Source organism: Euzebyella marina, from assembly GCF_014855515.1.
In the GTDB taxonomy this organism is placed as follows: domain Bacteria; phylum Bacteroidota; class Bacteroidia; order Flavobacteriales; family Flavobacteriaceae; genus Euzebyella; species Euzebyella marina.
On sequence record NZ_JACYFK010000003.1, the window covers coordinates 420,449 to 442,089 of the forward strand.

Genomic DNA, 21,641 nt, shown 5'->3' on the forward strand with positions numbered 1-21,641 from the left:
TTACCTACGCTCGAGATCGGAATTGTCCACGACCTCAAAGTCGATAATCTTGATTCCGTTCAGGTTGTTTGGGGTAATGCCCGCTTTTTTCAGGTGCCCCTTAGTGACCAAGTTCCTATACGTTGTGGATTTGCCTTTTTCTATGGCCTGTTTGCCGTAAAAAGTAAACGGAAACGGATAGGTTGCATAGTCGATCTGAATCGAATCAAGTTCCACAAAGTAGTGATAGTCACGCATTACCACATCATGGAAGTATTTTTTTTCGACCAAACGGGCATATAAACGGTTGCCTGACCAATCGACCATGAACAAGGCTTTTTCCTCTATGTTTCTTTTGATCAGGTCCAGATCGGGTTCCAACGAGAAAAACAGTTCATGAAAGTTTTGGACGTGACCTTCGCAAAGAATTTCGAGGTTTTCCTTGGCATCCCTAATCGGTACCATGGGGAGGCGTTGCCCCCCATGCAGCACATAGGCGTTATTGTTAGCACGCTCATGGGCCGATACCACGAAATAGATGGCAATCGCGAAGACCGCTATCATCAAGATCAGGCAGCTATAGACGAGCCTGTTGTTGTGCCTTCTACTTTGGGCGATATCATTGAATATCTCGTATTTTCCCTTCATAACCTTGTTATTGTGTAAGTGTCCTAACCGCTTTTGTGGCCCCGCCGCTCTTGGCATCGATGACCGTTTGTATTGCTTTTTTGCCGTAATGCTTGGGCTTTGAGACGATGCCACCGCCCGAAATATTGAGTCCCTGCACTACAAAGTTGGCCAGTGTAGGGGCCTTGATGTAAAAGAAGGAGGTCATCAAGACCAGGAGGGAGGAACTCAAGATCAATCCTAGGTCGTAGGCACTGTTACGCAACAAATGGTCCACGAGCGCATCGACAAGATTGACCATAAACATATCCACTACATACAACATGGGAAGCCAAAGGCAGAGACTCATGAACTTTTGCAACCATGCTTTCCAAAGGCCCGAAATGGCGGGAATGAACGAAAGCCCGATATTGATCGGCCCGAAAATGATAAGGATGAACAGGTAAATGGTGGCCAATGCCTTGATGCCCACGAAAATCAGCGTAGAGATAATATGTGCGAAGGCCGTTATGGAACCTGCCAGACCCGTAAGGGCAAAGGATTGCAGTCCATCGATATCCATGCTGAACATGTTCCATTCTACCACATTGTTGGCGGCCACATCGATTTGGGCCAGGGCCACCTTTTGCCCGATGGTATCCCAGTTTTTTTGGGTGCTGACAAACGAGGAACCGAGGTTGTTGTAGAATTCAAAGATGGCGTGTGCAAACTCGGAGTAGTTGAAAAGGATGAACATCAACGGAAACCACTTTAGGGCCTTGAACACATCGGCGCGATCATTGCCCACAAAATGCATGATGGCGAAAATGCCCAACCCGATCTTTGCCATTTGAAAACCAATGCCCAAGGTGGGCCCCAAATTCGCAAAGGCATCATCGATATATTGGTCGAATATCGTGTTGACCGTTACCCTAAAACCTGTATCCGATTGCATAACGTACATCAATTGGTCTTGATCAATGAATAGATGGCTTTGCGGTGTTCGTTTTTCTGTAAGAGGGAGGTATTGACCTTTATGATGGTTTCCAATACGCTGTCCATCTTGTCCAAGATGGAGCGTAATGCCGAAAGTCTATCGGCCGATTCGATGATTTCGCCCGTGGAGGCGATATGCGATCCTTGGGAGACCAAGGAGGTAACCTGTACCAGGGCATCGGCCAAGGTTTCGGTCGCCCTTTCCTTTTCCACCTTTTCCAGATTGGCGAAAGAGCGCAGATTTTTCTGAGTACCCTTATAGGCTTCCACGATCTTGTCCTTCAAGTCATATAGCTCGTTCATTTCTGGACTTCCCATGACATAGCTGGCGGGGGTCCTTTTTGCGGTCAGGTCCTGGCTCAGGATCTTGGAGGCACTGGAATTTGCGGTAACGTTTCGTTCCATCTGTGCCAAAAGCTTGCCCATGGTCGAGTTCAAGGTGACCAGTTGCGAATTCAGCGTGGCCACATTTTGATTGAGGATGACCAGTTGGGCATTGGCCGCCACATCGGTCACGGGAATCTGGGCGGCCCCAAAATAAGGGAGTAGCCCGATCAAAATTTTCAGGTGTACAATTTTTGGTTTTAAATACTTCATCGTTTTTTATTTTTAGGGTTATAATCGATGCCGTTCAAATTTCCCGAACCGGATTCCGCCAGTTCGTTTTGCAGCTGTTTGTAGGCGTTGGCCGTTCTTTCCCAATCACGGCCATGTTTTTCATGGAGACGGTTGATCTTCGCTTTTTCGTTGGGGTTGGTCTCGAACAGGCATTTGGTCGGCAATGAGGTTTCCAATCCGAACACCTTGACGCGGTCCTTCCAACAAATGGCCATTTCCCGTAGCTTTCGGCCCATGGGCAAATCCTTGTTAATGGATAGGATCAGTTGCTTCTGTTTCTCGTTCAGGCCCAATAACCGTTGGATCTCCCCAAAGGAATTACCGAACTCGCCGAGGTCCAGCAACACCTTGATATGGCTGTTCACCACGATGGTATTGCCGATGTACTCGGATTTGACAAAATCGCTTACCTTTTGCGAGATAAAAATGGGCTGGCCCCCATATTTCCGGGCCATTCTTGACTTGGCGTCAAAATAATTGGCCATTATCGGATTGTCGAACAGGTTCCACGCCTCGTCAACGACCAATATTTTGTTTAGGGAAAGTTTTTTGGGATCCTTCAGTTTTTTGTCGAATACATCGATCATCAAGAACGCCAGGATCGGAAAGAGCTGTTCGTTTTCGATCAGGTTTTCGAGTTTGAAGTAGACCAACCTTTCACGACCCAATTGGGCTATCCTTTTGTCCCTACTGTTCAACAGATATGCCCTGGGCCCATCGTGGGCATACTTGCCCAAGAGCAGTAAGAACAAATTGGGATCGAAGACTTCCTTTCGTATGCCCTTGGAATCCATAAGCCGCTCCAAATGCCTTTCCGAATACCCATAAAAAGTGTTGAAGGAGTAATCGGGATTATCCTTGAGGAACTGGTCCCGATAATATCCCTGTACCAACAATTCGATTATGGTCTGGATTACGGCACTGTCATGACCGTCGTCCGTTGTATTCTCCTTTCGCCCCAATAGAAGATAGACCAATGCGATGAGCTGGGTCAGCTTGTGCTCGGTAAGCACCTTTTTACCATCCTTCTCGACAACATCCCCTGAATCCAGCATAAAGGGGTTGAACGTAAAGGGATTTTTGTCGTCGTTCTCTATGACGACCCCATCCAGATGGTCCAGCAACTTGTCATAGGAATTCCCGTTCTCAAGAATCAGGATTTCCGCTCCCTCTCGATATTCGGAGAACAGATAGGCATTGGCAAAAAAGGTCTTTCCGCCACCGGATCCGGAGGCGATGAGCATGCCCCGGTTAAAGATCCAGTCCTTTGCCTCGGGATCGCGGTATAGACTTACCAATAAAGGTTTCCCCGTGGCCCTATCGACCATCCGCAGGCCGTGGGGGCCGTGCATTCTGTTTCGATATCCCCCTTCAAAATACCAAAGGCTGGCCGCCATCTCCGAGGAAAAGGGGCTGAAGAGTTCCATGCTTAACCCAATACCGTTGCCCAAGATACCCCCGAAAAAGAGGTTTTTTCGGTCCACGGTATTTTCCTTGGCATGAATACCCAGCTTTCGAAAAGCCGACCGGACGGAATTGCACATCGACCTAAAGGATTTTTTGGAGCTAGAAAGGCCCAATACGTTCAAGTGATAATAGACCAGTTCCTTATGCTCGTTGAGGATATGCTGCTGGAAATCATTGATTTGGTCCCGGTAGGTACTGTTCTTGTCCCCCTTGCGGTTGCGGGCATATTTGTCCAGACGTTTGGCCTTCGACCTAAGTTTGGCCATGGCCTTCTCCTTTTCGGGGGTATAGATATATTGGTTGACAATATGTTCCTGCGGAATCCTGAAACCCAAGGAAAACAGGTTTCCTATAGGAAAGAGGTTGTCACCGGTGCTGTATTTTCCAAAATATTCGTGAAAGGCCATATCCTCCTTGGAGAACTGGTCCAGGTTTTCCAAAGTAAAGTACTGTCCCTGTTTGTCGCCGACCCGCAGCCCGTGTTCGGAAAAGTCGATATCCCTTCCCGTACCTTCCCCGTAGCGCGCTTCCAGATAACAATCGTAATAGCCCGCTCGACCGAAAAGTCCCTCGGAATCAAGGATTTTCGAGCTCATCAGGCCCGAATCGTTGATAAGGTCGTTGACGGCACCGACCCTGGCCTCGAAATCCGCCATTGTGTCCCCGTCGAGGTATTCTTCGGGAACATAGCTTTGGCCGTAGAACCGGCGCTCCTTTTTTAAGAAGGAATTGGCCCCGATAGGCGTGCGGCCGATATAGTTTTTGGGCACTTTATGGATGGCCAGATAGCACCGGTGCTCCAAAAAGGGCCTGTCCTTGAAATAGCGTTCGTCCTCGGTCTCGAAAAAATCCCGTTCCAATCGTTGTCGGTCCATGGAATAGGTTTCCCCGAAGAAGAGGTCCTGTTTGTGCAAAAGACAGTTCTCGCCCAGGATTTCCAAGATACCCGAGACCATCCGGTTCAGGTTCAGATAATCCTTGCTGTCCAAAGTGTAGATTTCGGGAAGTTCCAATTGCAGCGGAATGCTCAGGCAACCTCGTTCCTTGGATACCAAGATCGGGGCCTCATAGCCATAAATGGGAAAGGCATCCAGAAGATTCAATCTTTTTTCCATAGCACCAGCATTTTTTTGTTGACATGGCCTTTAAGGGTATCCGGCCCCTTTCTGTCCGCTCGGGACTTGATAAAACCGTTTTCCCCATAAGCCTTTGAATAGAAAAGCATGAGTGCGATATAGAGGGCCGCGGTACAGAAGGAAAGCAAAAGGCTAAGAAAGGTCGGGATGACCGTACTGAGGAACAGTCCCACCATCAGGGACAGGAACGAGCCCTTAAAGGCTTGGTCCACATATTTAGCACGAAGCCCAAAGAAGGAAACGTCCTTTTGCAGGGCCTTTGGAATTTTGACCAGCTTGTTTTCCATGATCAGTTGGCCAAGTTTTCCCCGATCTCGATAAGGCCGTAGAAAATGACCAGCCCCACAATGGCGTTGCCCACTTTACGGGCCATATCCTGGTTCTGTTCCCTGATGATGAGAAAGGCCAGTGCCGCGATGGCCAGAAGTACACCTGCGGCAATCTTGATGATGCGGAAAATACTGTTCCCTATCTGTGCCGTACCCTGTTCCGCCTCGTTGACCTGATCGACCAGTTCGTCTATCTGGGCAAAGCCGACCGAATGGAAAGCAACAATAAGAAGTAGGGTCAGGAAGACGTTAATCGGAGTCATCCACCTCCGGTTCCGGAGGGGACTCGGAATTTTTGATAATCTTGAATTTTTCATGTTCTGGAATTAAGGATTCATTCTGAACATCTTTATCGGACGCATTGAAAATATCCAACAGCTCGGAGCTGGTTTCATTCTCATCGACACGGTTGAGTAACTGGTCCATATCTTTATCCTTTGAAGATGTGTTTTTTACAAATATATGTGATTTTTGCATATATGAATCATTTTCCTGAACATTTTTTTCGTTTTTTGATTTTTTAAGTACGACAAACACCCATAGGTACCATAATAGGCACAGGATACCGATGACGGCATAGACGATATGTTCCCACTGCCAATTCAAATCTTATCGATAATTCGTTGAAGTTCCCGAACGTTTTCTTTGTGGTAAAGCTCCAGAGCCTTCCGCATGATATCGTTGCGCGAGACCTTTTTTTCCAACTTGTAGCTGCATGCGCTGGCCAGTCGCTCATAGTCCTCAAAACAGGTCTTGCTCAACCTAAAGATAAATTGCTCCTTTTTGTCGATATAATTGTTTTGCTCCAGCAACGTCTCGAAATCCGTTACCTTCCTTTGTTCCCTATGGCTTAACTTTGCCAGGGGAAATGTACGAGGTGCCTTATGCGTTCTGCCATCTTTAAGGGTATCATCAGTTGTTTTGTTTTGTCCGACCGAACTCTTTTCAACTTTTCCGCCCGTGCCGTGCCGTTGTTCCCTAAGTCCCTCTACCTCTTTCTTGGTATCCGTATTCTCTAGAATGGCCGATTCCAGCAAGTCCTTGACGTTTACTTTTTTGCCCATTTTTAATTTTTTGAAATTTTCATGACCTCTTCCATAAATCGTTTTAGCCCCAGTTCCCCGTTCTCTTTTGTCGGGGGAATGGGAATTAGGGTATTCCGGTATCGCTCCCTGTATACGGTGCGTTCCATGACGACCTGTTCCATCATCGGCATCCCCGCTTTCGCCAAGGTTTTCCTTACCGCATTGAACTTATTGACCTTGACCAGCTCGTAGCGGTTGAAGAAAAGATTGACGGACCGCAGTACCCGATTTTCGTTCCATAGATAGTTCCGTTGCAGTGTTTTGTAGAACACCGCCGTACTGTCGATTTCCAGTTCGTCAAGGAAAAAGGGAATGAAGATATGTTCGACATACAGCAGCCCCCTTACCATTTCCTCGTTAAGGTTTCCGGGGAAATCGACGATGATAAAATCCACGGTACCATAATATTTTTTGATCAACGGTTCCAAGGTCTGGACCGTTGCCCGCTCCACGGGAAACATCGGCATTTCGGTCGAGCCTACCTGTCCAAGATCTCGGTTCCTCTTTTTGTACACCGAGTACTGGGGATTGTCCATATCGATCAATACCACTTTCTTCCGGTACAGGTGGAACAGGTTGGTGGCCAAGATGATATTCAGGGTCGTCTTGCCACAACCGCCCTTTTCCCCCGTACATGAAATTATTTTTGTTTCCATAAATATACTTTTTAAAACCATAGTATCATATGGCCATATGACACTATGAACATTTGAAACTATATCCATATATAGCATTGAATATCTATTGCATTATACGTTGCTATATAGCAATGATTATAATGCTATGGACATTGCTATACAGCAATTGAACAAAGCATAGGTAGATTGTTGCGGACAATAATGGGGATATTGAACCTAAATCTTTTTAACGGCAAGAAATTACTTCGAATGCAAAATTTACAAGGACGATTTGAAATCCTTCATGGCCTCTGAAACCCGTTCCTCCAGCTCAAGGTATTTCTCGCGAAGTCCTTCTTGATAGACCATATTTTCCCCAAGGTTACGCTTTTGCACGAACTCGTTATCGGGCAACAGGATCCAAATGGGGTTATAGCCCAAGCTGTAGAAATAGAGGATGATCTTGATTGAATTGACCATTGAGGAACCGCGCTCCACATTGGCCAAAGTTGTACGGTCCATGTTCAGGTAATCGCTTAGGTTGGTCATCGAAAACTGACTGAACCTTTTGTCCTCGACATCGTCCAATTCCACCAGTTCAAGACGTATTTCCTTTAAGCGTTCCCCGATATACCCCAAATCCTTGGAGTCCAGATTGATGATCGATTCATTGTCCATTATTCAAAATTTTCTATGGGATACGAGGAAAATTCCTCTTCAAAATTATACTCCGTCTCTTCCTGCCAAGCTGCCAAACTTTGGGACAGGGACTCATCAAGTTCCTTCCCGAAATCGTCCATGAACTTTTCCACGGCCGCCTCGGAGTTGTCGATTGATCTTGCAATTTCACCATTTATTTTCTTTTCGTCAAATATGGCACTCTTCAGCTCTTTTCCCGTAAGGGCTTTATACTCTTCTTTGACCAAGCTGTCCACTTCATTAATGATCTTGTCGAATTCGGCCTGGGCCACACGGTCCATTTCCGTACGTACCAAAAATTCCTCCACAATATAGGCCAATAACCTTTGCCAATCGGCGTCCCTAACACCCGTATTCAGCAGTTCCAGAATATCCTCCCTGAAATCGAACAGGCGAAGCTCCTTGACCACATCCTTAAAAATTCGGCGTTTGGTACCATTGGTAAATGCATTTTTGGCCGTTTCTTCCAGACGCTTTCCATAAAATTCGATGTACCCGATTTCCCTGGTAAACAGGCCCGAGACATTCTTCGGTAAATCCAGCTCCTCTATGAGCTTCATCTGTGCTTGGAAAAGTTCCCCGAAATTCTCCGGTTTGAAATCGTTGACAACGGGCAACTTGTGCTTCATGGCCCTTCGCTTGCCTTCGATGTCGGGGAGCAACTGGCCATAACATTTCTTTTCCTTGATCTGATGCTCGAAAGTATCGGCCACCAACCCTGCGAAATGTCCGGTGGACATGGATGCAATCTTGCTCCTGGGCAAGAGCTCCATCATCTGTGTACTCAGATTGGTACTTACGTCCGAACTGCTCGTGTTCTTCGAGACCTTTTCTTGATGGATCTTTCCGAAAAGCTCGCTCAACCGTTTGGCCGTCTCGCCCTTGGCCGCACCGCAGATAAGGTTCGCACAGTTGTCATAGATGACATCGGCCAGTTCCCGGCCGTAGTCCAAGATCAGCTGTCCGACGCTCTGAAGCCCCAAAATGGTGGCGATCTTGTTTTCCCTCCCGGTATCGATTATGGTCCGCAACAACATGATGAACAGGGTGGGTACCTCGTCGATAAGCAATGCCATGTGCCGCTTGCCCGGTTTGTTTACCCGTTTGAGAATGGTGTTCATGTACAGGCCCAAGGGTGCGGAGTAGACTTCCTTCCGTTCGGGATTGTTCTGTAGCGATACGATTTTGGGATACCGGGGATCGTTCACCTCAAGACTGAAGTCGTTGCCCGACATCACATAGAAAATTTCCTTGGTCGCAATACTGGAAAGGCTTATCTGGACCGTACTGGTCTGGCCAGACAGTTGTTCCATGGCCTCCTTTTCCAATGCGTCCCGAAAAGGAACCAATATTTGGCGTACCTCTACGTCCTTGGTCATGATTTCCATCAATATATCGATCTTTACGGTGGTCAGAATGGCCAAATGCCCCGGGGTACAGAGATACCTGCCCGTTTCTTCCGATTTTTTCTTGAGATACCAGATACAGCCCCCTGTATAACTGATGGCACTACGTGAAAAATAGTCCTGCCGTTTTATCCATTCGGGATTCAGGTTTTTCATAAGGGTCGTGGCCGTATCGATGGCATCCGACTGATTGACCAGCCCATAGGGATCCATGGGGTTGTTCCGGTGCGTCATCCGAAGGTCATCAAAACAGATTCGGTAGAGCTTCGGGAAAGGCATTTCGGAATCGTTCCCGTGCTTTTTTATGGCCTCCTGTAGATAACCGTACGCCTTACGGGTCAGCGTATCGAACTTAAAATCGTAGATGACCATGGCGTATTTCTTGTCGATGAACTGGGCCATGATCTCCTCGATAACGGAAAAGGATTTGCCGCTCCCCGGAGTGCCGATGACCAACAACGCCCTGAAAAGATTGACAAAATTAATCCATCCTTTCCGTTGTTTCCCATCGTGCGAATAGGTATATGGGATATTGGCGGAATATGGGGTATCTATACGCTCCCCAGTCTGCTCGAAGGTTTCCTTCGTATCGTTAAAGGGGTCATTTTTTGCCAAGTTCATGAAGTCCAAAAACTGGAACAATCGCATCCCGAAGGTCATCAATCCCAAGTAGGCCAATGAAAGAAATATCATGGAGGCCCACATCCCTAGTTCGGAAGCACCGTGGCACCACCAAGAAACGAACAGCAAGGCCAAGGACACGAGAAAGCCCGCAACACTTTTTCTGCGACCGACTTCCTCTTTTTTGACCGGACGGTACATCATAATACCGCCCATCAGAAGCCCCAGCAAGAGCAGACGGGCGACCATGCCTTGGGACGGTAGCCCGGACCGTACTAGAAAGGAATGGATGTTATCCGAGAATCCCTGATGCCCGTAATGGAATAAGTACAGGGCATATTGCTCCCGGAATAGGATAATGGCGAAGTGGAAAGCGGATAGGTACATGCCCATATAGCCCTTGTTCTTATCTTGCATGTCCTTTTCTTTTTTGGGTTTTCCTCGGTCTGTCCATGACAGTCTTTAAAGTAGATTCACTAGCCGACAACTGGACTTTTTTTTTACCGAGATCAGTTCCTCGTTCCAATCCTTCATGGTGGGGCATTTGTCCATTTTCAGGATACCCTGTGCGAAGCATTGGGAAAGTGCCTCCACTGCCAGCCGCCAATAGGTTCTGGAATGTTGGGGGAGGGAGACTATCCTTTCCAAATCCAGTTCCCAAAGCACCTTGTCGCGATAGCAGACGGCTTTTTGAAGACCTTCGGGCATTCCGTGGGAACCTCTGGAAATCCGTTCATTGATGTAATCGGTATCCCGTTCCATGATAGCAATGGATTTGGTGAGATAGTTCAGTTTCAAACGCATCACGGGGCGTTTCCAATCCGTTTCGATGAATACCCGGTTGGACTTTCGATTGATCCAATGGCTCAAAAGAATAAGGTCGTAGCGCATCCCCTCGATATCATGGTCAAAGGCCAAAAGAAGAGGGAGCGTATGGGATGGATCTACCGTACGGTTCCATTGGAGGAACTGTTCGAGTTTCCGCTCGTCGATATGGCCCGACATGGAGATGTAGAATGTTTTTGGGCAACCGTGCAGTTCATGGTAGGCCATGGCATCGAAACCGCTCTCCACACAAACTATTTTTTCTGCGTTGATATTTGGATTGGAAACGAAAAGGTATTCATAACGCTCGTTGAGGAACAAGCGGAACCTTTTCACCTTTCCGTCCTTTCTGTCCCGATAGGGCCTATTATAAAGCGTATAGTTCTTGATTTTTCCGTCCAACCCATATTTGGGAAGGGCGATATTGGCGATGCGGCCCTTGTTATCACTGACGTGGAAGGCATTGAAGATCCTGCCCTTGAAGGCTTCGGATTGGAGGGTGTTTATGGAGAGTCCGCGACCTTCCGTTAAATAGTTCGGTCTGGTCAAGGGGCCGATATGATAACGATCTTCCAAGCTGATATGCCTGTTGTTCTTTTGGTGCACCTTGGCCGGGGAAGGTTCGGGATAATCCCTTTGGATGATGCCCAGTCCCTGTTTTACGGCTTCGTAAAAATTGGCGGAGCGTTTGTGGAGGTATTTGAAAAATCGCCCCTTGTCCGAAGAGTCGTTGCGATTGAAATAGGTTACGGGATTTCTTTTTGTCTGTAGGACGAGGCGTTCCGCCTCCTTGCCAAATTCCTGTGAACCCGAACTTTTCTTGAGCAATTGGTAGCCCTGTGCGATCAGGTATCCGGGAAAATCGACCTCACGATCGATCTGGGCGATCAACCGTTTGTAGTGCTCCGGATTTTCGGCATAATTTTTCATATAGGCATGGTTTTTTTGGGAGCATTACATGCGGTTATGTCCCAAACTTTAGTCAGTAATCGAGATTTAAATGCTAAGGACTTATCTCGATAATTGTAAGTCTTTTCATTGTGAATGCCTCGTAGGGTTGCCCTGAGGTTATTTGCTTTTGTAGATAGTATGGATGAAAAGAAGGCCGTCCGTGACGGACGGCCCATTGTTAGGTCAATCGGTCAGACTTTCATGCCTCGGCCGCGCGATTTTTTTTTTTCGCCGGGGTTGACCTCAAGCTTTTTGGCCTTTTCCAAATCGACTTTTTTGGTAATAAAGGTCTGTCGGCGCGGGGACCAGGATACCAAATACGGTTTGTTCCCGTGGACTTTGCTCTTGATGACCATTTCGAGCTCCTGGCCCCTGTTGAGTGCATCGGCCTGTTTCGCCGTCAACTTTACCCCATAAAAATAGGTGTTCGTGGAAAGTGCCGGTTTGGTACGGATATCCTGTACCTTTGGCTCGTAATAGGCCAATTTTTGGAACACTTCGCCGTCGTTGGTGCTTCCCTGGAACAGCACGAACTCCTTTTTGTCCACCATGCGCTCGAACTCATCGGCGCTGAAACTATGGTTATAGGCCCATGCCTCGTCCAGAGTTACCTTTTCATTTCTACGGTACTGGACGTCCAGTCTAGTACCCAAGTTCCGGTCATATACCATCTGTATCATTTTGGCACTTTCCTTGAGCTCGCCCTCGGAGATATAGGTGGACTCGTGGAAATGCTCCTGTCCCTCGGTCAGATTTGTGCGTACGTTCGGGAGGATTTTTTTATAGCTGATATAATGGCCCTTCAATTGTTCTTCGAGGTCCTTATAAGCAAATTTCTGGTCCTTGGATTCGATGGGTTCATAATACTTCTTTTTTTTGGGCACTTTGAACGATTGTCCCTCGTTGTTCACGACGGATACCTTTCCGTCCTTTTCTCCGGTTACGGTAGCCCGTTGCCACCGTTGGTTCACTTTTACGAAAACCTGCTGTGCTTGTTTTTCCATTTTTCAAGTTTTAAATTAAGGATTAATAAACAATTGTTAACTTTGTAATTCTGGATATGACATTTCCATTTTTCATGTCCGGAATTAAGGATTGAAGGGGGCGGGAGCGCCCCCTTTATTTATACGGCCATCCTAAAGGCCTTTAATTTTTCGGTTCCGACATAGACCCCGTTCGCTTCGAACTCCAGCCTCCAATTGGCGTGTACGGGTTTAACGATCTCAACGGTCTTGTCCATATAGTTTCGGTAATAGCTCCAGAGAAAATAGCGAAGTGCGTTGACCTCAAAGGGAATACGGCACGATACCCACTGCTTTTCCTTGGTCAGCACGATGCTCTTCCTGTTCAAAAGGGATTGGTCGGGCACCTTGTTGTATTTGATATATTCCTTTGCCAAGCTACCGTTGTATTTTAGTACCTCATTGTGCAGCTTGGCCAACGGTTTCTGCCCTTCGGGATCGAAGCGGACGGCCAAATGGTCCTTGCCCACCCGGAACAAAAAACGCGAGTCGTTGATAAAGGAAATGAGCATCAGGTCGTGGATATAGCCTTCGATCTTGGATGATCCGGTAAAACTGAGCACCATTTTTTTCAGCTTCGTACGCTTCAGGATCTGCACCAGTAGTTTCGAGGTCTCGTAATTGATGTTGGATATCGTAAGGTAGACCACATTCTCCAATCGGAACCTTCGATGAAAGGCCATGGCCTCCATGGGGTTGCGCAGTACCACTAAATGCTTGATGGTATCGGGGACCTTACTGAACCAAACGGATTTGGAAATATCGCTTTCCGCTATCAGGGAAAGCTTCCCTTCCTTGTCCATGGCATATCCCGTAAGGGTGTTGGCTAAGTTTCGATAGGGGAAATACAATTGGCCCTCCGGATTTTCGTAGATACAATCTTGGAAAATGTCGGAACCGACACCTGCTAGGATTTTCGGCCTTAGGGAAAGTTCCTCGGTCAGTGCTTCAAAATGATTGAAACCGATGTCAACAACTTCAAGTGAATTTTTGGAGCCGTCATTTAGAAAAAATTCCGATTTTTTTTCAAGCTCTACATAGAAATCCTCGATTTTAGTCCACAGACCCGTTCTCGCCTCTGCATCCGTTCGGGAAAGCCGTTCCAATATAAAGTCAAAAACGGTCAGTTTTGTCTTGGGTCCGCTCGGTTTGTAATAGCGATATCCGAACTCGGTCCTTATGACGATATACTGCTCCTTCCCGATTTGGTAGCATATAATGGTACTCGTTTTTCGTTGCACCACAAGCCCAAAATAATCCATTAGGGCCGGTAGATCCAGCGTTGCATCAAATTTTCGCCATGTGTTATTCATATTTGTAAAAATTACAAATATTTGCAATAATTACTACAAATATAAGTAAAATTTGTAATAATCAAAATTTTGTCAAGATTCTTCGCAATAAATTCGTTATGAGCACATGGAAGAACATTAAAAAATCTTCGATCGGTTGGATAAAGAGATACGCCCAAAAAGTGGGCGGCATCACCAATTCCACGGATAGCGGTCATTTTACCCCACAGAACAGCAGTTACTGGATTTTTGTCGGGGTGTTCTTTCTTTGTATCGCCGCCAATCGATTTTTTTACAATAATCCCCAAAATACCAAAGACCTTGGAAAGCTAACAAGGCAAATAAACAAACCCATGACCGAGGAATCAAGGGAAGACCTGATCTATCAACGGCTCAACGAATTATTGCACGACTTGGAAAATTTCGAGCAAATGGACCGGTTAAAACCGTTTTTGCCCTTGCGCCCGGAAATCTTGGACAGTGTGCCCTCGACGGTTCCCCTGTTCCGGGAGCACTATGTACTCTCAAGTTCCTATGGAAACCGCCACCATCCCATCCATCGGGTCACTAGGAAGCATTTTGGGGTCGATTTGGCGGCGGAAAAGGATACCCCGATCTATTGTACCGCTGCCGGAAGGGTGGCCCATATCGAAAACGATCCCAATGGGCATGGCCTGCATGTCATCATTTCACATGCCTATGGTTTCAGTACCCTATACGGGCATATGGAATCCGTGGCGGTCGAACTCGGGGAAGCACTCGATGCCCATGATTTTGTCGGAACCGTTGGGAGTACGGGGATTTCCACTGGCCCCCATCTGCATTACGAAGTCATTAAGGACGGCAACAGGATAAATCCCGCACCTTCATTCAATATAAAATATGAGGCGTATTCCAATTTAAAAATCGATTGAACCGATAGCCATGAAATCGTACCTCACTATTCGCAATTCCATTAAACTCTTCCACAGGATCAAAAATTTTGTGTCCCGATTTTTGGACCCCGACTTCAGTGCATTTAAAAAATTTGAATTTAAGGCCGTTCCGACCGATCAATTGAACGACCTCAGAAAGTTGCAATATGTCCGTGATCTCAAATTGGCCGAATCGGGTTTTATCAATACGGCACTGAAAGAGCAGTTGGCCCTTTTAAAAAGTAAAGACCGGCTGTTCCAAAAAGACCGGAATATTACCCCTATAGGTCGCATATCCATCCATGAAAACGAAAATAAGCTGATGAAACTGCTATTGGGCTATAATAGTGTAGAGAATAGGACATATATATCCTTTACCCATGTGAACAATTGTCCGGTCTGGCGCAACTATTCCATTTCGCTACTAAAGGAAAGGGTTCAACACCTGTATCCTTCCAGATCCGATCATTTGTTTATGAAGCACAGGTATTTCCAAAGGGATGTCGACCATTTGGATATGCAGACCAAAAACAGGCTGCTCCACCTTTTCAACGATACTTTAAGTAATATTTACTCATACAATCGGCATCTACAAAATGGCATCCAAACTCTAGGGCCGCCTGGCGATAAACTACCCAAATTTTCCAAAACGTTGCCTATTCAGATCGAACAAGGCTTGGAGGGACTCTTCGTTCCCGCAACCCTAGGAAAAAACGTGGTCGTACTGGTGCCATATCTAAAAGTCGCCAATGAAAAAAATCGACGCTACCTCTCGGTAAAGGAGTTCCGATCCCTGCTCGGACAAAAATCGATAACCGTTTTGGCCGAGACCAAATACGGCGTTTCCCTCGGCATTCATGGGAACAGATTATACCTAAAGGCTACGGACAGTATAAGAGGTATCGATGCTTTAAAGCAATGGACATTGCTGGATGATTTTTTGGAATCCAAAAGCGCACCCAAACGGTTAAAGTACGAGGTCGTCAAAAACCTTATCGAGAAGAAAGACTTTCTCATAGATGTGGACAAGATTCCCTTGCGGCAGACCAATGATACCCTACTGCTAAAAAAGCATTACGGTTCAGGTAAAACCTACTTTGCATTGTCGAAAAACGGCAAGAAACCAGAACTCAAGGAATATAGGCCCATTGCCAATCTAAAAAGCAAACATCCCGAATACTACCATAGCTATAGGGAATATATGAACCATACCAATCCCTTGGAACCATTGGGGACAAAGAAAAAAAGACAAATTAAAATTTCCATTTGAACCATGCTTTTTGAGATAACGATTTTCGATATAAACGGCCGTCCCCTACTACGGGATGCTTTCCTTATGGACAGTATTACCACGTTGTTGGATTTTACTTCGGATATATTATCACCATGTAGCCAAAGCACCGAGAAAGAGGCCTATGAGCTTTTCATCCGCTCCGAAAAGGGTCGACACGTTTTCTATCGCTTAGATTCACTTGACGGCGTGATGCTGTTCAAGAACGCCTTGTACGAACACCTTATCGAATTGAACGAAACTCCATGGCGAAACATCGAATACACAATTGATTTTACACCGTCGAACAAACCTTAAAAAATACAATCCATGACACAGGAAGAACTATTGCTTACCTCGGAAACCCAAAGGTTCCGAACTGAACATCCGGAAACGATCAAGGACTGGGAGCGCCAGCTTGCCAGCGGGGAATGCGGTCCCGACCTTCATTTTTGTTTTTACGCGTTGGAGGCCTATCCGAACCTTACCGCCCGTTTGGATGCCGCGGAATACCGTTTTGATTTTGCCATCAATGCCCATATCCTGCACGCCAAATTGCAGGAACAGTTTCTTGAGGACGGCCACATCATGCCCCTTGCGCTGGAACATGCCAATGAAGCCCTGTCGGACATCTATCGGGCCCTGAACGAAAAACACCCAAAGGGAAGGGCGGAGATTCTGAAATCGCTTCAATAGTCCGGGATGAAACAGGAACATTTGGCCCAGATCGTTGCCTTGATAAAGGCATCGAATCCCAAGAACTATTATATCAACAATTCCGGACTTGCCAAGTTGGGGGAACTGTTGTTCTATCCTCCCTCCGGAAAAGAGGAGCAAGGGAAACAGTTGCTGCGGACGATTGAACAGGCTTTTCCGGAGACCTTCAGGGAAATCCTGGATTCGTTGCGGCGGTACCATCTGACCAGCTACTATACGCCCAAGACCCTTATCGAATATAAAATCGGTCTTCTAAAAAAGAACGGGTTTGAACCCAAGACCATACTGGAACCCTCGGCGGGCAATGGGGCCTATGTGCAGGAATTGAAAAAGGCGTTCCCCGAAGCCCAAATCACGGCTTTGGAACCTGATATCCTATCCTTTGAGATCCTCAAGTCCAATAACCAAAAAAACGACCGTGTAACCGTACTGAACACCACTTTTGAGGATTTTTTTCTGGACCAGGGCGAAAAGACCCGCTTCGATCTGGTCATGACCAATATCCCATTTGGCGACATTCCCATCACCAAGGCGTATCGACACGATTACCTGACTGAAGGCCCGCTCAAAAACGTGGGCAATTATTTCAATTTTTATGCCCCGAAGATGGTACGCCATGACGGTATCACGGCCTTGGTTACCTCTTCGGCCTTTGCCGAGCGAAGTGCCTACAATGATTTTAGGGAGTCTATATTATTGGAGAACGACTTGCTCCTGGCCAACCGTTTCAACACGGACTTGTTCACCAACGAGGGCACAAAGGTCGTATCCGATCTATTGGTGTACCGTAGGACTTCCAACAAAAAAACGCTATCCACCGACGAAATGGATTTTGCGGAAACCGAAGCCGTTGAACTGGAAGGTCAATCCTTTCTGACCAATCGTTTTTTCAAGAACAATCCGGGAAATGTTCACGGTACGCCCAAGCTCGGCTTTTTCCACAACAGGCCAAGCATTATTGTTGAACCTAACGAAATATCCCTGTCGAATTTTCTGGAAGGACAATCCGATGGTTTCAAGTTCGAGGTCGGTCCGGCACCTTTAGATATACCGAAAAAACCGGAACCCTTGCCAAAGGAGGCCATAGCCGAGGAACAAACGGCAGCACCACCAACGCCTCCTATCGTCGATACGGTTTTACCTCCGATTGCCTTGCACGATAAAGAAGCCAAACAATACTCCCGGTTGTTTTTTGGTACCTACAATTTTAACAAGAAGGGCGAAGTTTTGTTTTACACCGACCCACAGAGCACAAGAAAGGTACCCTATAAAATCAGGGAATTGGTGGCGGACTATGCCCGTATGCGGAACGAGCTCGTACTGCTCAACCTCAATATCGAAAAAAGGGAACTTCCGGAGCAAGAAGTTGCCAGACGCTTCCAGGACCTGGACTACCAATTGGACACCTTCCATTTTAAGTGGGGATTCCTAAAGGGGCATCTCATATTTCTGAAGGACGACCATTATTTCGAGCAGGTCCGCCAACAGTTTGAGAAAAAGGAGGACGGAAAGGGTTATGGCAAAAATCCGTCGTTCACCTTGAAACGATTTCTAAAGGCTCCCCGCGCCAAAACCAAACCTGATGAAACCGCTTCTGCTGAAATTGGCACAGATACATCCGACTCAAAGGAACCCAGATTCGAGAATCCCGAACAAATGGCGCGCTACCAATTTGACCATAACGGACAGATCGATATAGCAGCCATCACAAGAGCCTTTAAGACCAACGAAAAGGAACTGTTGCTGAACGGGCTGGAAACCCGCTCCCTTTTTCTAGAGCCCGATAGGGAATCCGAAACGGGCTATGCAGTGGTGCCCTATTTCCTATTTTCGAGTGGCTATATCCAGGATAAGATCGAGTATGTCGGGAACCATCCTCCACCATTCGAAATCGAAACGGAAAAAATGGAACGGGCATTGACGGAACTGCTTCCCGCAAAGTTGGACCTGGACGATATCGAGTTCAATTTCGAAAGCCATTTTATTCCTATTTCCGCAAAAGAGTCCTTTTTGGAGGAACTCATAGGCGAGAAGGTACAGATCAATATGGCGCAGTTCAACTCCACCCTGACCTTGATGTTCCCAAGGGACTTTAACCAAGAGGCCCACGAAAGATTCAGTGTGGTGCTCCGCCATGAGGTCAAGGCGAACTATAAACGGATATTGCAACATTTTGCGGAAAATAGGTATCCGGTCATTTTTACTTCCTACAAGGACCGATCGGGAAAGACCATTAGGAAATTGGACAAGGATGCCACCTTGATGGCCCAAAATCTTTACGAGGAGCTGCAGCTCCACTTCAAGTCCTTTATCGAAGGGCGGCAAGAGTTGAAGGCCACCATTGAGAACAACTATTACCAGGCCTTTTTGGCCGATGTCAATATCACGGTGCCCAAGGGATGGCTCACCTTTCCCGATACCTTGGTCTACCCGCCCTACCAGCATCAGATCGACTCCACCCTCTTCGGGCTTACCAAAGGGAGTGCCTTGAACGATCATCAGGTCGGAAAGGGCAAGACCCTATCCATGGCCATGCTGGCCCATAAGCTGAAACAGCACGGGAAGAGCAGGAGAACCCTGCTATTGACCTTAAAGAGTGTGGCCCCCCAGATCGAGGCCGAGATCAGGGCCAATTTCCCCCAACTGATCATCCTCCGATTAAGTTCGAAGAACATGGCAAAGGACAAAAGGACCAAAACATTGAGAACGATCAAAAACCATAGGGCGATCGACCTTATCATCGCCGAGCACGGCCATCTAAAACAGATTCCCAAATCAAGGCATTTCGTCATGGATATCCTTGGGGAAAAAATCGACATGATTGAACAGGACCTGCAAACTGCGAGGGAATACGGAAATATCAAGGAATCCAAAAAACTGATTAAGGGCCTGATCAAAAGGAAGGAACATTTGGAGGACAAGCTACAGGCGACCCTTAAAAAATTGGAGGAACGGTCCGGGGAGACGGAAACGACCCTGACCGATCTAGGCATCGAGGCCTTGATGATCGACGAGGCCCATTATTTCAAGAACATCGGTTTCACGACCCGACACCAGAACGTTTCCGGCCTCAACAACCATTCGGACAGTCAAAGGAACCTAGATCTCGAAATCAGCATAAAATCCATCCACCATAGGATGGGTCCCGACAAAAACATCTTTTTTTATAGCGGTACCCCTTTGAAAAACTCGGTCACCGAACTGTATGCCTACCAGCGCTACCTTACCCCTGCGGCACTGAAGCGCAAGAACATCTTCAATTTCGATGCCTGGGCCTCGATTTTCCTGAAGCAGAGCGTTAGCATCGAACCGAATATTTTTGGCGATCCGAGGATGCACGCTCGATTTCGATACTACACCAACCTGCCCGAACTGAGCAAGATGTATAACTCCTTTACCCATATCTGCAGGGACAAACATTTCAGGACCCATGACCTTGAGGTTGATAGGGAATTTATCATTTTAGAGTCGACACCAGCCTATGAGGAACTCAAACAGGCCTCGCTCAGGTTTACCAAAGATCGGAACCAAAACGCCCTGTTCAAGGTTCCCATTTACAACGAGGATCAAATGAAGTCCGCCCACATAACGGCACTTAATATCAACCGGTCCCTTTTGATCGACCCTTTGGCAAAGGACAATCTCGCCATCGATTTTTCGGAACTCGACCAGTTCAAACTCCAGCGTCTGTGCCGGGATGTCGCCGGGCTTTATAAAAAAACATCGGAACACAAAGGGGTGTGCTTGGTGTTCTCCGACCTGAACGTTTGGAAACCTGGACAATATAACTCGTATGAAACGGTCCGTGAAATCCTTCGGGAAGACTATGGCATTCCAGCCCATGAAATTGCCTTGGCCCAAGAGGAAAAGGCGAAGAACAAAACGGATTTCATGCAAGAAAAGATACGAAATGGCGAGATTAGGGTAGCGCTCGGCAGTACACAGGTATTGGGTACGGGCACGAACATCCAAAAACGGGTCGTGGGTATCTTCCATATGGACATTCCCTATTCCCCAGATGCCTTCGACCAACGTGCCGGACGGGGCCTGCGAAAGGGAAATGAAGTGGCCCAAATCTATGGCAATACGGTGGTGGAGCGATTCTACGGCATCAAGGATTCCACGGACATCTTTTCCTATTCGTTGAATACCCATAAAGAAAGATTTCGGGAACAGATCAGGGAGGCCGATCCGAACAAGCGCATTTATGACGACCTCGTTCCCGATGACAAGAGCCTGTCCTATGAACAGATGCAGGCCGCGTTGATTGGAGATATGGACCAGTTTCAACTCGTCAAGCTTTCGGATGACCTAAAGTTTCTACAATCTCAAAAGCGGTTGCACGAGCTCAACAAGGCCAATTCCTTCAAAGCCATCGAGCGCATTGAAAAGGAAAACAAACATATTGTTTCCCAAGTGGCCGATTTGGAGAGGGCGCAAAATACGATCAGCCAGCTGAACCTGCCCATGGATGAAATCGAACCCGAGGACATGGGCCAGTTGCAAAGAAGTTTGCTAGGTCTCGTTTCGGGTTCCGAACTCGAATCGAGTGTCCATAACATAAGGGAACCCAAAACATTTTTCAAAGGATTGGGCCTGGCCATGGTCGAACGGTCGAATTTGAACCTGAACATACAAAAGCACAAGCAAGTTGCCCGCTTGCAAACCCTGAACGCCAATTTGGTCTTTCAAGCGGAATATGTTCCCTCAAACCACAATTATCTCTATTGCTATCGGCTAGAGTTCAGGAATATCCACATCGCTGGCAGAAAACAGCAACGGTTCGATCCGGAAAAAGTGGCCCTGCAACTCGTCAAGCTATGTCAAAAGGTACAGCGGGAAATCAGCTCCAAAAAATTCGATCTGGACTATAACCTACGTTCGATGGAAACCCATAGAAAGAAAACGGCCATTGGCTTCCCTCGGGAAAAGACGGCCAAAATGCAGGTATTAAGACAGGATATCAAAGACCTCAAACGAAAAAGGGCGGTGAAGGTCTGATCCTGCGCAAAACCTAATATTGCAAATCCAATATCTCGCCGACAATAAATGAGCGGCTATTTTAGAAGTTGCAACTAGCGACTATATTAG

20 protein-coding genes are annotated in these 21,641 nt (G+C 46.9%); 6 read left to right on the top strand and 14 right to left on the bottom strand.

What is annotated here, in order from left to right; genetic code table 11:
• The 11 genes from IL356_RS14870 to IL356_RS14920 form a co-directional block, all read right to left on the bottom strand.
• Positions 1-627: a hypothetical protein gene (locus IL356_RS14870; protein WP_121848318.1), complete on the bottom strand. Its 627-nt coding sequence runs from the start codon at positions 625-627 to the stop codon at positions 1-3.
• 7 nt (positions 628-634) lie between these two features.
• A complete protein-coding gene (locus tag IL356_RS14875) occupies positions 635-1,540 on the bottom strand; it encodes a type IV secretion system protein (RefSeq protein ID WP_162987836.1) in 906 nt (301 codons plus the stop codon).
• A gap of 8 nt (positions 1,541-1,548) precedes the next feature.
• Complete coding sequence (locus IL356_RS14880) at positions 1,549-2,178, bottom strand: hypothetical protein (protein WP_121848319.1); 630 nt, start codon at positions 2,176-2,178, stop codon at positions 1,549-1,551.
• Positions 2,175-4,781: a TraG family conjugative transposon ATPase gene (locus IL356_RS14885; protein WP_192466562.1), complete on the bottom strand. Its 2,607-nt coding sequence runs from the start codon at positions 4,779-4,781 to the stop codon at positions 2,175-2,177. Before IL356_RS14885 ends, IL356_RS14880 begins: the two co-directional genes overlap by 4 nt.
• Complete coding sequence (locus IL356_RS14890; RefSeq protein ID WP_121848321.1) at positions 4,766-5,089, bottom strand: DUF4133 domain-containing protein; 324 nt, start codon at positions 5,087-5,089, stop codon at positions 4,766-4,768. Before IL356_RS14890 ends, IL356_RS14885 begins: the two co-directional genes overlap by 16 nt.
• 2 nt (positions 5,090-5,091) lie before the next feature.
• Positions 5,092-5,394, bottom strand: coding sequence for a hypothetical protein (locus IL356_RS14895; protein ID WP_121848322.1), 303 nt, complete (start codon positions 5,392-5,394; stop codon positions 5,092-5,094).
• On the bottom strand, positions 5,381-5,608 hold the full coding sequence (locus IL356_RS14900; RefSeq protein WP_162987837.1) for a hypothetical protein: 228 nt from the start codon (positions 5,606-5,608) through the stop codon (positions 5,381-5,383). Before IL356_RS14900 ends, IL356_RS14895 begins: the two co-directional genes overlap by 14 nt.
• A gap of 125 nt (positions 5,609-5,733) precedes the next feature.
• Entirely contained in the window at positions 5,734-6,195 is a 462-nt protein-coding gene (locus tag IL356_RS14905) for a hypothetical protein (protein WP_121848324.1), read from the bottom strand.
• Between the two features lie 2 nt (positions 6,196-6,197).
• Positions 6,198-6,941: a ParA family protein gene (locus tag IL356_RS14910; protein ID WP_162987838.1), complete on the bottom strand. Its 744-nt coding sequence runs from the start codon at positions 6,939-6,941 to the stop codon at positions 6,198-6,200.
• A 171-nt stretch (positions 6,942-7,112) separates the two neighbouring features.
• Complete coding sequence (locus IL356_RS14915; protein WP_094997555.1) at positions 7,113-7,511, bottom strand: hypothetical protein; 399 nt, start codon at positions 7,509-7,511, stop codon at positions 7,113-7,115.
• Entirely contained in the window at positions 7,511-9,643 is a 2,133-nt protein-coding gene (locus tag IL356_RS14920; RefSeq protein WP_162987839.1) for a type IV secretory system conjugative DNA transfer family protein, read from the bottom strand. The genes IL356_RS14915 and IL356_RS14920 overlap by 1 nt, the downstream gene beginning before the upstream one ends.
• Here IL356_RS14920 and IL356_RS14925 point away from each other — a divergent pair.
• Positions 9,630-9,869 carry a hypothetical protein gene (locus tag IL356_RS14925; protein ID WP_162987840.1) on the top strand — a complete coding sequence of 80 codons (240 nt, stop codon included), beginning with the start codon at positions 9,630-9,632 and terminating at the stop codon, positions 9,867-9,869. The genes IL356_RS14920 and IL356_RS14925 overlap by 14 nt on opposite strands.
• A gap of 152 nt (positions 9,870-10,021) precedes the next feature.
• Here IL356_RS14925 and IL356_RS14930 read toward each other — a convergent pair whose 3' ends face one another.
• The 3 genes from IL356_RS14930 to IL356_RS14940 form a co-directional block, all read right to left on the bottom strand.
• Positions 10,022-11,314 carry a toprim domain-containing protein gene (locus IL356_RS14930; protein ID WP_162987841.1) on the bottom strand — a complete coding sequence of 431 codons (1,293 nt, stop codon included), beginning with the start codon at positions 11,312-11,314 and terminating at the stop codon, positions 10,022-10,024.
• A gap of 212 nt (positions 11,315-11,526) precedes the next feature.
• On the bottom strand, positions 11,527-12,339 hold the full coding sequence (locus IL356_RS14935) for a hypothetical protein (RefSeq protein ID WP_121848329.1): 813 nt from the start codon (positions 12,337-12,339) through the stop codon (positions 11,527-11,529).
• A 119-nt stretch (positions 12,340-12,458) separates the two neighbouring features.
• Complete coding sequence (locus IL356_RS14940; protein WP_121848330.1) at positions 12,459-13,670, bottom strand: hypothetical protein; 1,212 nt, start codon at positions 13,668-13,670, stop codon at positions 12,459-12,461.
• 98 nt (positions 13,671-13,768) lie between these two features.
• On the opposite strand from IL356_RS14940, the gene IL356_RS14945 reads away from it, so the two are divergent.
• The 5 genes from IL356_RS14945 to IL356_RS14965 are packed head-to-tail and all read left to right on the top strand — an operon-like array spanning position 13,769 to position 21,551.
• On the top strand, positions 13,769-14,563 hold the full coding sequence (locus tag IL356_RS14945; protein WP_121848331.1) for a M23 family metallopeptidase: 795 nt from the start codon (positions 13,769-13,771) through the stop codon (positions 14,561-14,563).
• 10 nt (positions 14,564-14,573) lie between these two features.
• The gene (locus IL356_RS14950; protein WP_162987842.1) at positions 14,574-15,833 is read left to right on the top strand and encodes a hypothetical protein; all 1,260 of its coding nucleotides are present in this window, start codon (positions 14,574-14,576) and stop codon (positions 15,831-15,833) included.
• A 3-nt stretch (positions 15,834-15,836) separates the two neighbouring features.
• On the top strand, positions 15,837-16,151 hold the full coding sequence (locus IL356_RS14955; protein WP_121848333.1) for a hypothetical protein: 315 nt from the start codon (positions 15,837-15,839) through the stop codon (positions 16,149-16,151).
• Positions 16,152-16,163: 12 nt separating this feature from the next.
• Entirely contained in the window at positions 16,164-16,529 is a 366-nt protein-coding gene (locus IL356_RS14960) for a hypothetical protein (RefSeq protein WP_121848334.1), read from the top strand.
• A 6-nt stretch (positions 16,530-16,535) separates the two neighbouring features.
• A complete protein-coding gene (locus tag IL356_RS14965; RefSeq protein ID WP_121848335.1) occupies positions 16,536-21,551 on the top strand; it encodes a helicase-related protein in 5,016 nt (1,671 codons plus the stop codon).
• Positions 21,552-21,641: the final 90 nt, after the last annotated feature.

What these genes read in the sequence shown, in the direction of transcription:
- IL356_RS14870 (WP_121848318.1), bottom strand. Translation starts at nt 627, where the DNA reads ATGAAGGGAAAATACGAGATATTCAATGATATCGCCCAAAGTAGAAGG.
- IL356_RS14875 (WP_162987836.1), bottom strand. Translation starts at nt 1,540, where the DNA reads ATGCAATCGGATACAGGTTTTAGGGTAACGGTCAACACGATATTCGAC.
- IL356_RS14880 (WP_121848319.1), bottom strand. Translation starts at nt 2,178, where the DNA reads ATGAAGTATTTAAAACCAAAAATTGTACACCTGAAAATTTTGATCGGG.
- IL356_RS14885 (WP_192466562.1), bottom strand. Translation starts at nt 4,781, where the DNA reads ATGGAAAAAAGATTGAATCTTCTGGATGCCTTTCCCATTTATGGCTAT.
- IL356_RS14890 (WP_121848321.1), bottom strand. Translation starts at nt 5,089, where the DNA reads ATGGAAAACAAGCTGGTCAAAATTCCAAAGGCCCTGCAAAAGGACGTT.
- IL356_RS14895 (WP_121848322.1), bottom strand. Translation starts at nt 5,394, where the DNA reads ATGACTCCGATTAACGTCTTCCTGACCCTACTTCTTATTGTTGCTTTC.
- IL356_RS14900 (WP_162987837.1), bottom strand. Translation starts at nt 5,608, where the DNA reads ATGCAAAAATCACATATATTTGTAAAAAACACATCTTCAAAGGATAAA.
- IL356_RS14905 (WP_121848324.1), bottom strand. Translation starts at nt 6,195, where the DNA reads ATGGGCAAAAAAGTAAACGTCAAGGACTTGCTGGAATCGGCCATTCTA.
- IL356_RS14910 (WP_162987838.1), bottom strand. Translation starts at nt 6,941, where the DNA reads ATGGATATAGTTTCAAATGTTCATAGTGTCATATGGCCATATGATACT.
- IL356_RS14915 (WP_094997555.1), bottom strand. Translation starts at nt 7,511, where the DNA reads ATGGACAATGAATCGATCATCAATCTGGACTCCAAGGATTTGGGGTAT.
- IL356_RS14925 (WP_162987840.1), top strand. Translation starts at nt 9,630, where the DNA reads ATGGAGGCCCACATCCCTAGTTCGGAAGCACCGTGGCACCACCAAGAA.
- IL356_RS14920 (WP_162987839.1), bottom strand. Translation starts at nt 9,643, where the DNA reads ATGTGGGCCTCCATGATATTTCTTTCATTGGCCTACTTGGGATTGATG.
- IL356_RS14930 (WP_162987841.1), bottom strand. Translation starts at nt 11,314, where the DNA reads ATGAAAAATTATGCCGAAAATCCGGAGCACTACAAACGGTTGATCGCC.
- IL356_RS14935 (WP_121848329.1), bottom strand. Translation starts at nt 12,339, where the DNA reads ATGGAAAAACAAGCACAGCAGGTTTTCGTAAAAGTGAACCAACGGTGG.
- IL356_RS14940 (WP_121848330.1), bottom strand. Translation starts at nt 13,670, where the DNA reads ATGAATAACACATGGCGAAAATTTGATGCAACGCTGGATCTACCGGCC.
- IL356_RS14945 (WP_121848331.1), top strand. Translation starts at nt 13,769, where the DNA reads ATGAGCACATGGAAGAACATTAAAAAATCTTCGATCGGTTGGATAAAG.
- IL356_RS14950 (WP_162987842.1), top strand. Translation starts at nt 14,574, where the DNA reads ATGAAATCGTACCTCACTATTCGCAATTCCATTAAACTCTTCCACAGG.
- IL356_RS14955 (WP_121848333.1), top strand. Translation starts at nt 15,837, where the DNA reads ATGCTTTTTGAGATAACGATTTTCGATATAAACGGCCGTCCCCTACTA.
- IL356_RS14960 (WP_121848334.1), top strand. Translation starts at nt 16,164, where the DNA reads ATGACACAGGAAGAACTATTGCTTACCTCGGAAACCCAAAGGTTCCGA.
- IL356_RS14965 (WP_121848335.1), top strand. Translation starts at nt 16,536, where the DNA reads ATGAAACAGGAACATTTGGCCCAGATCGTTGCCTTGATAAAGGCATCG.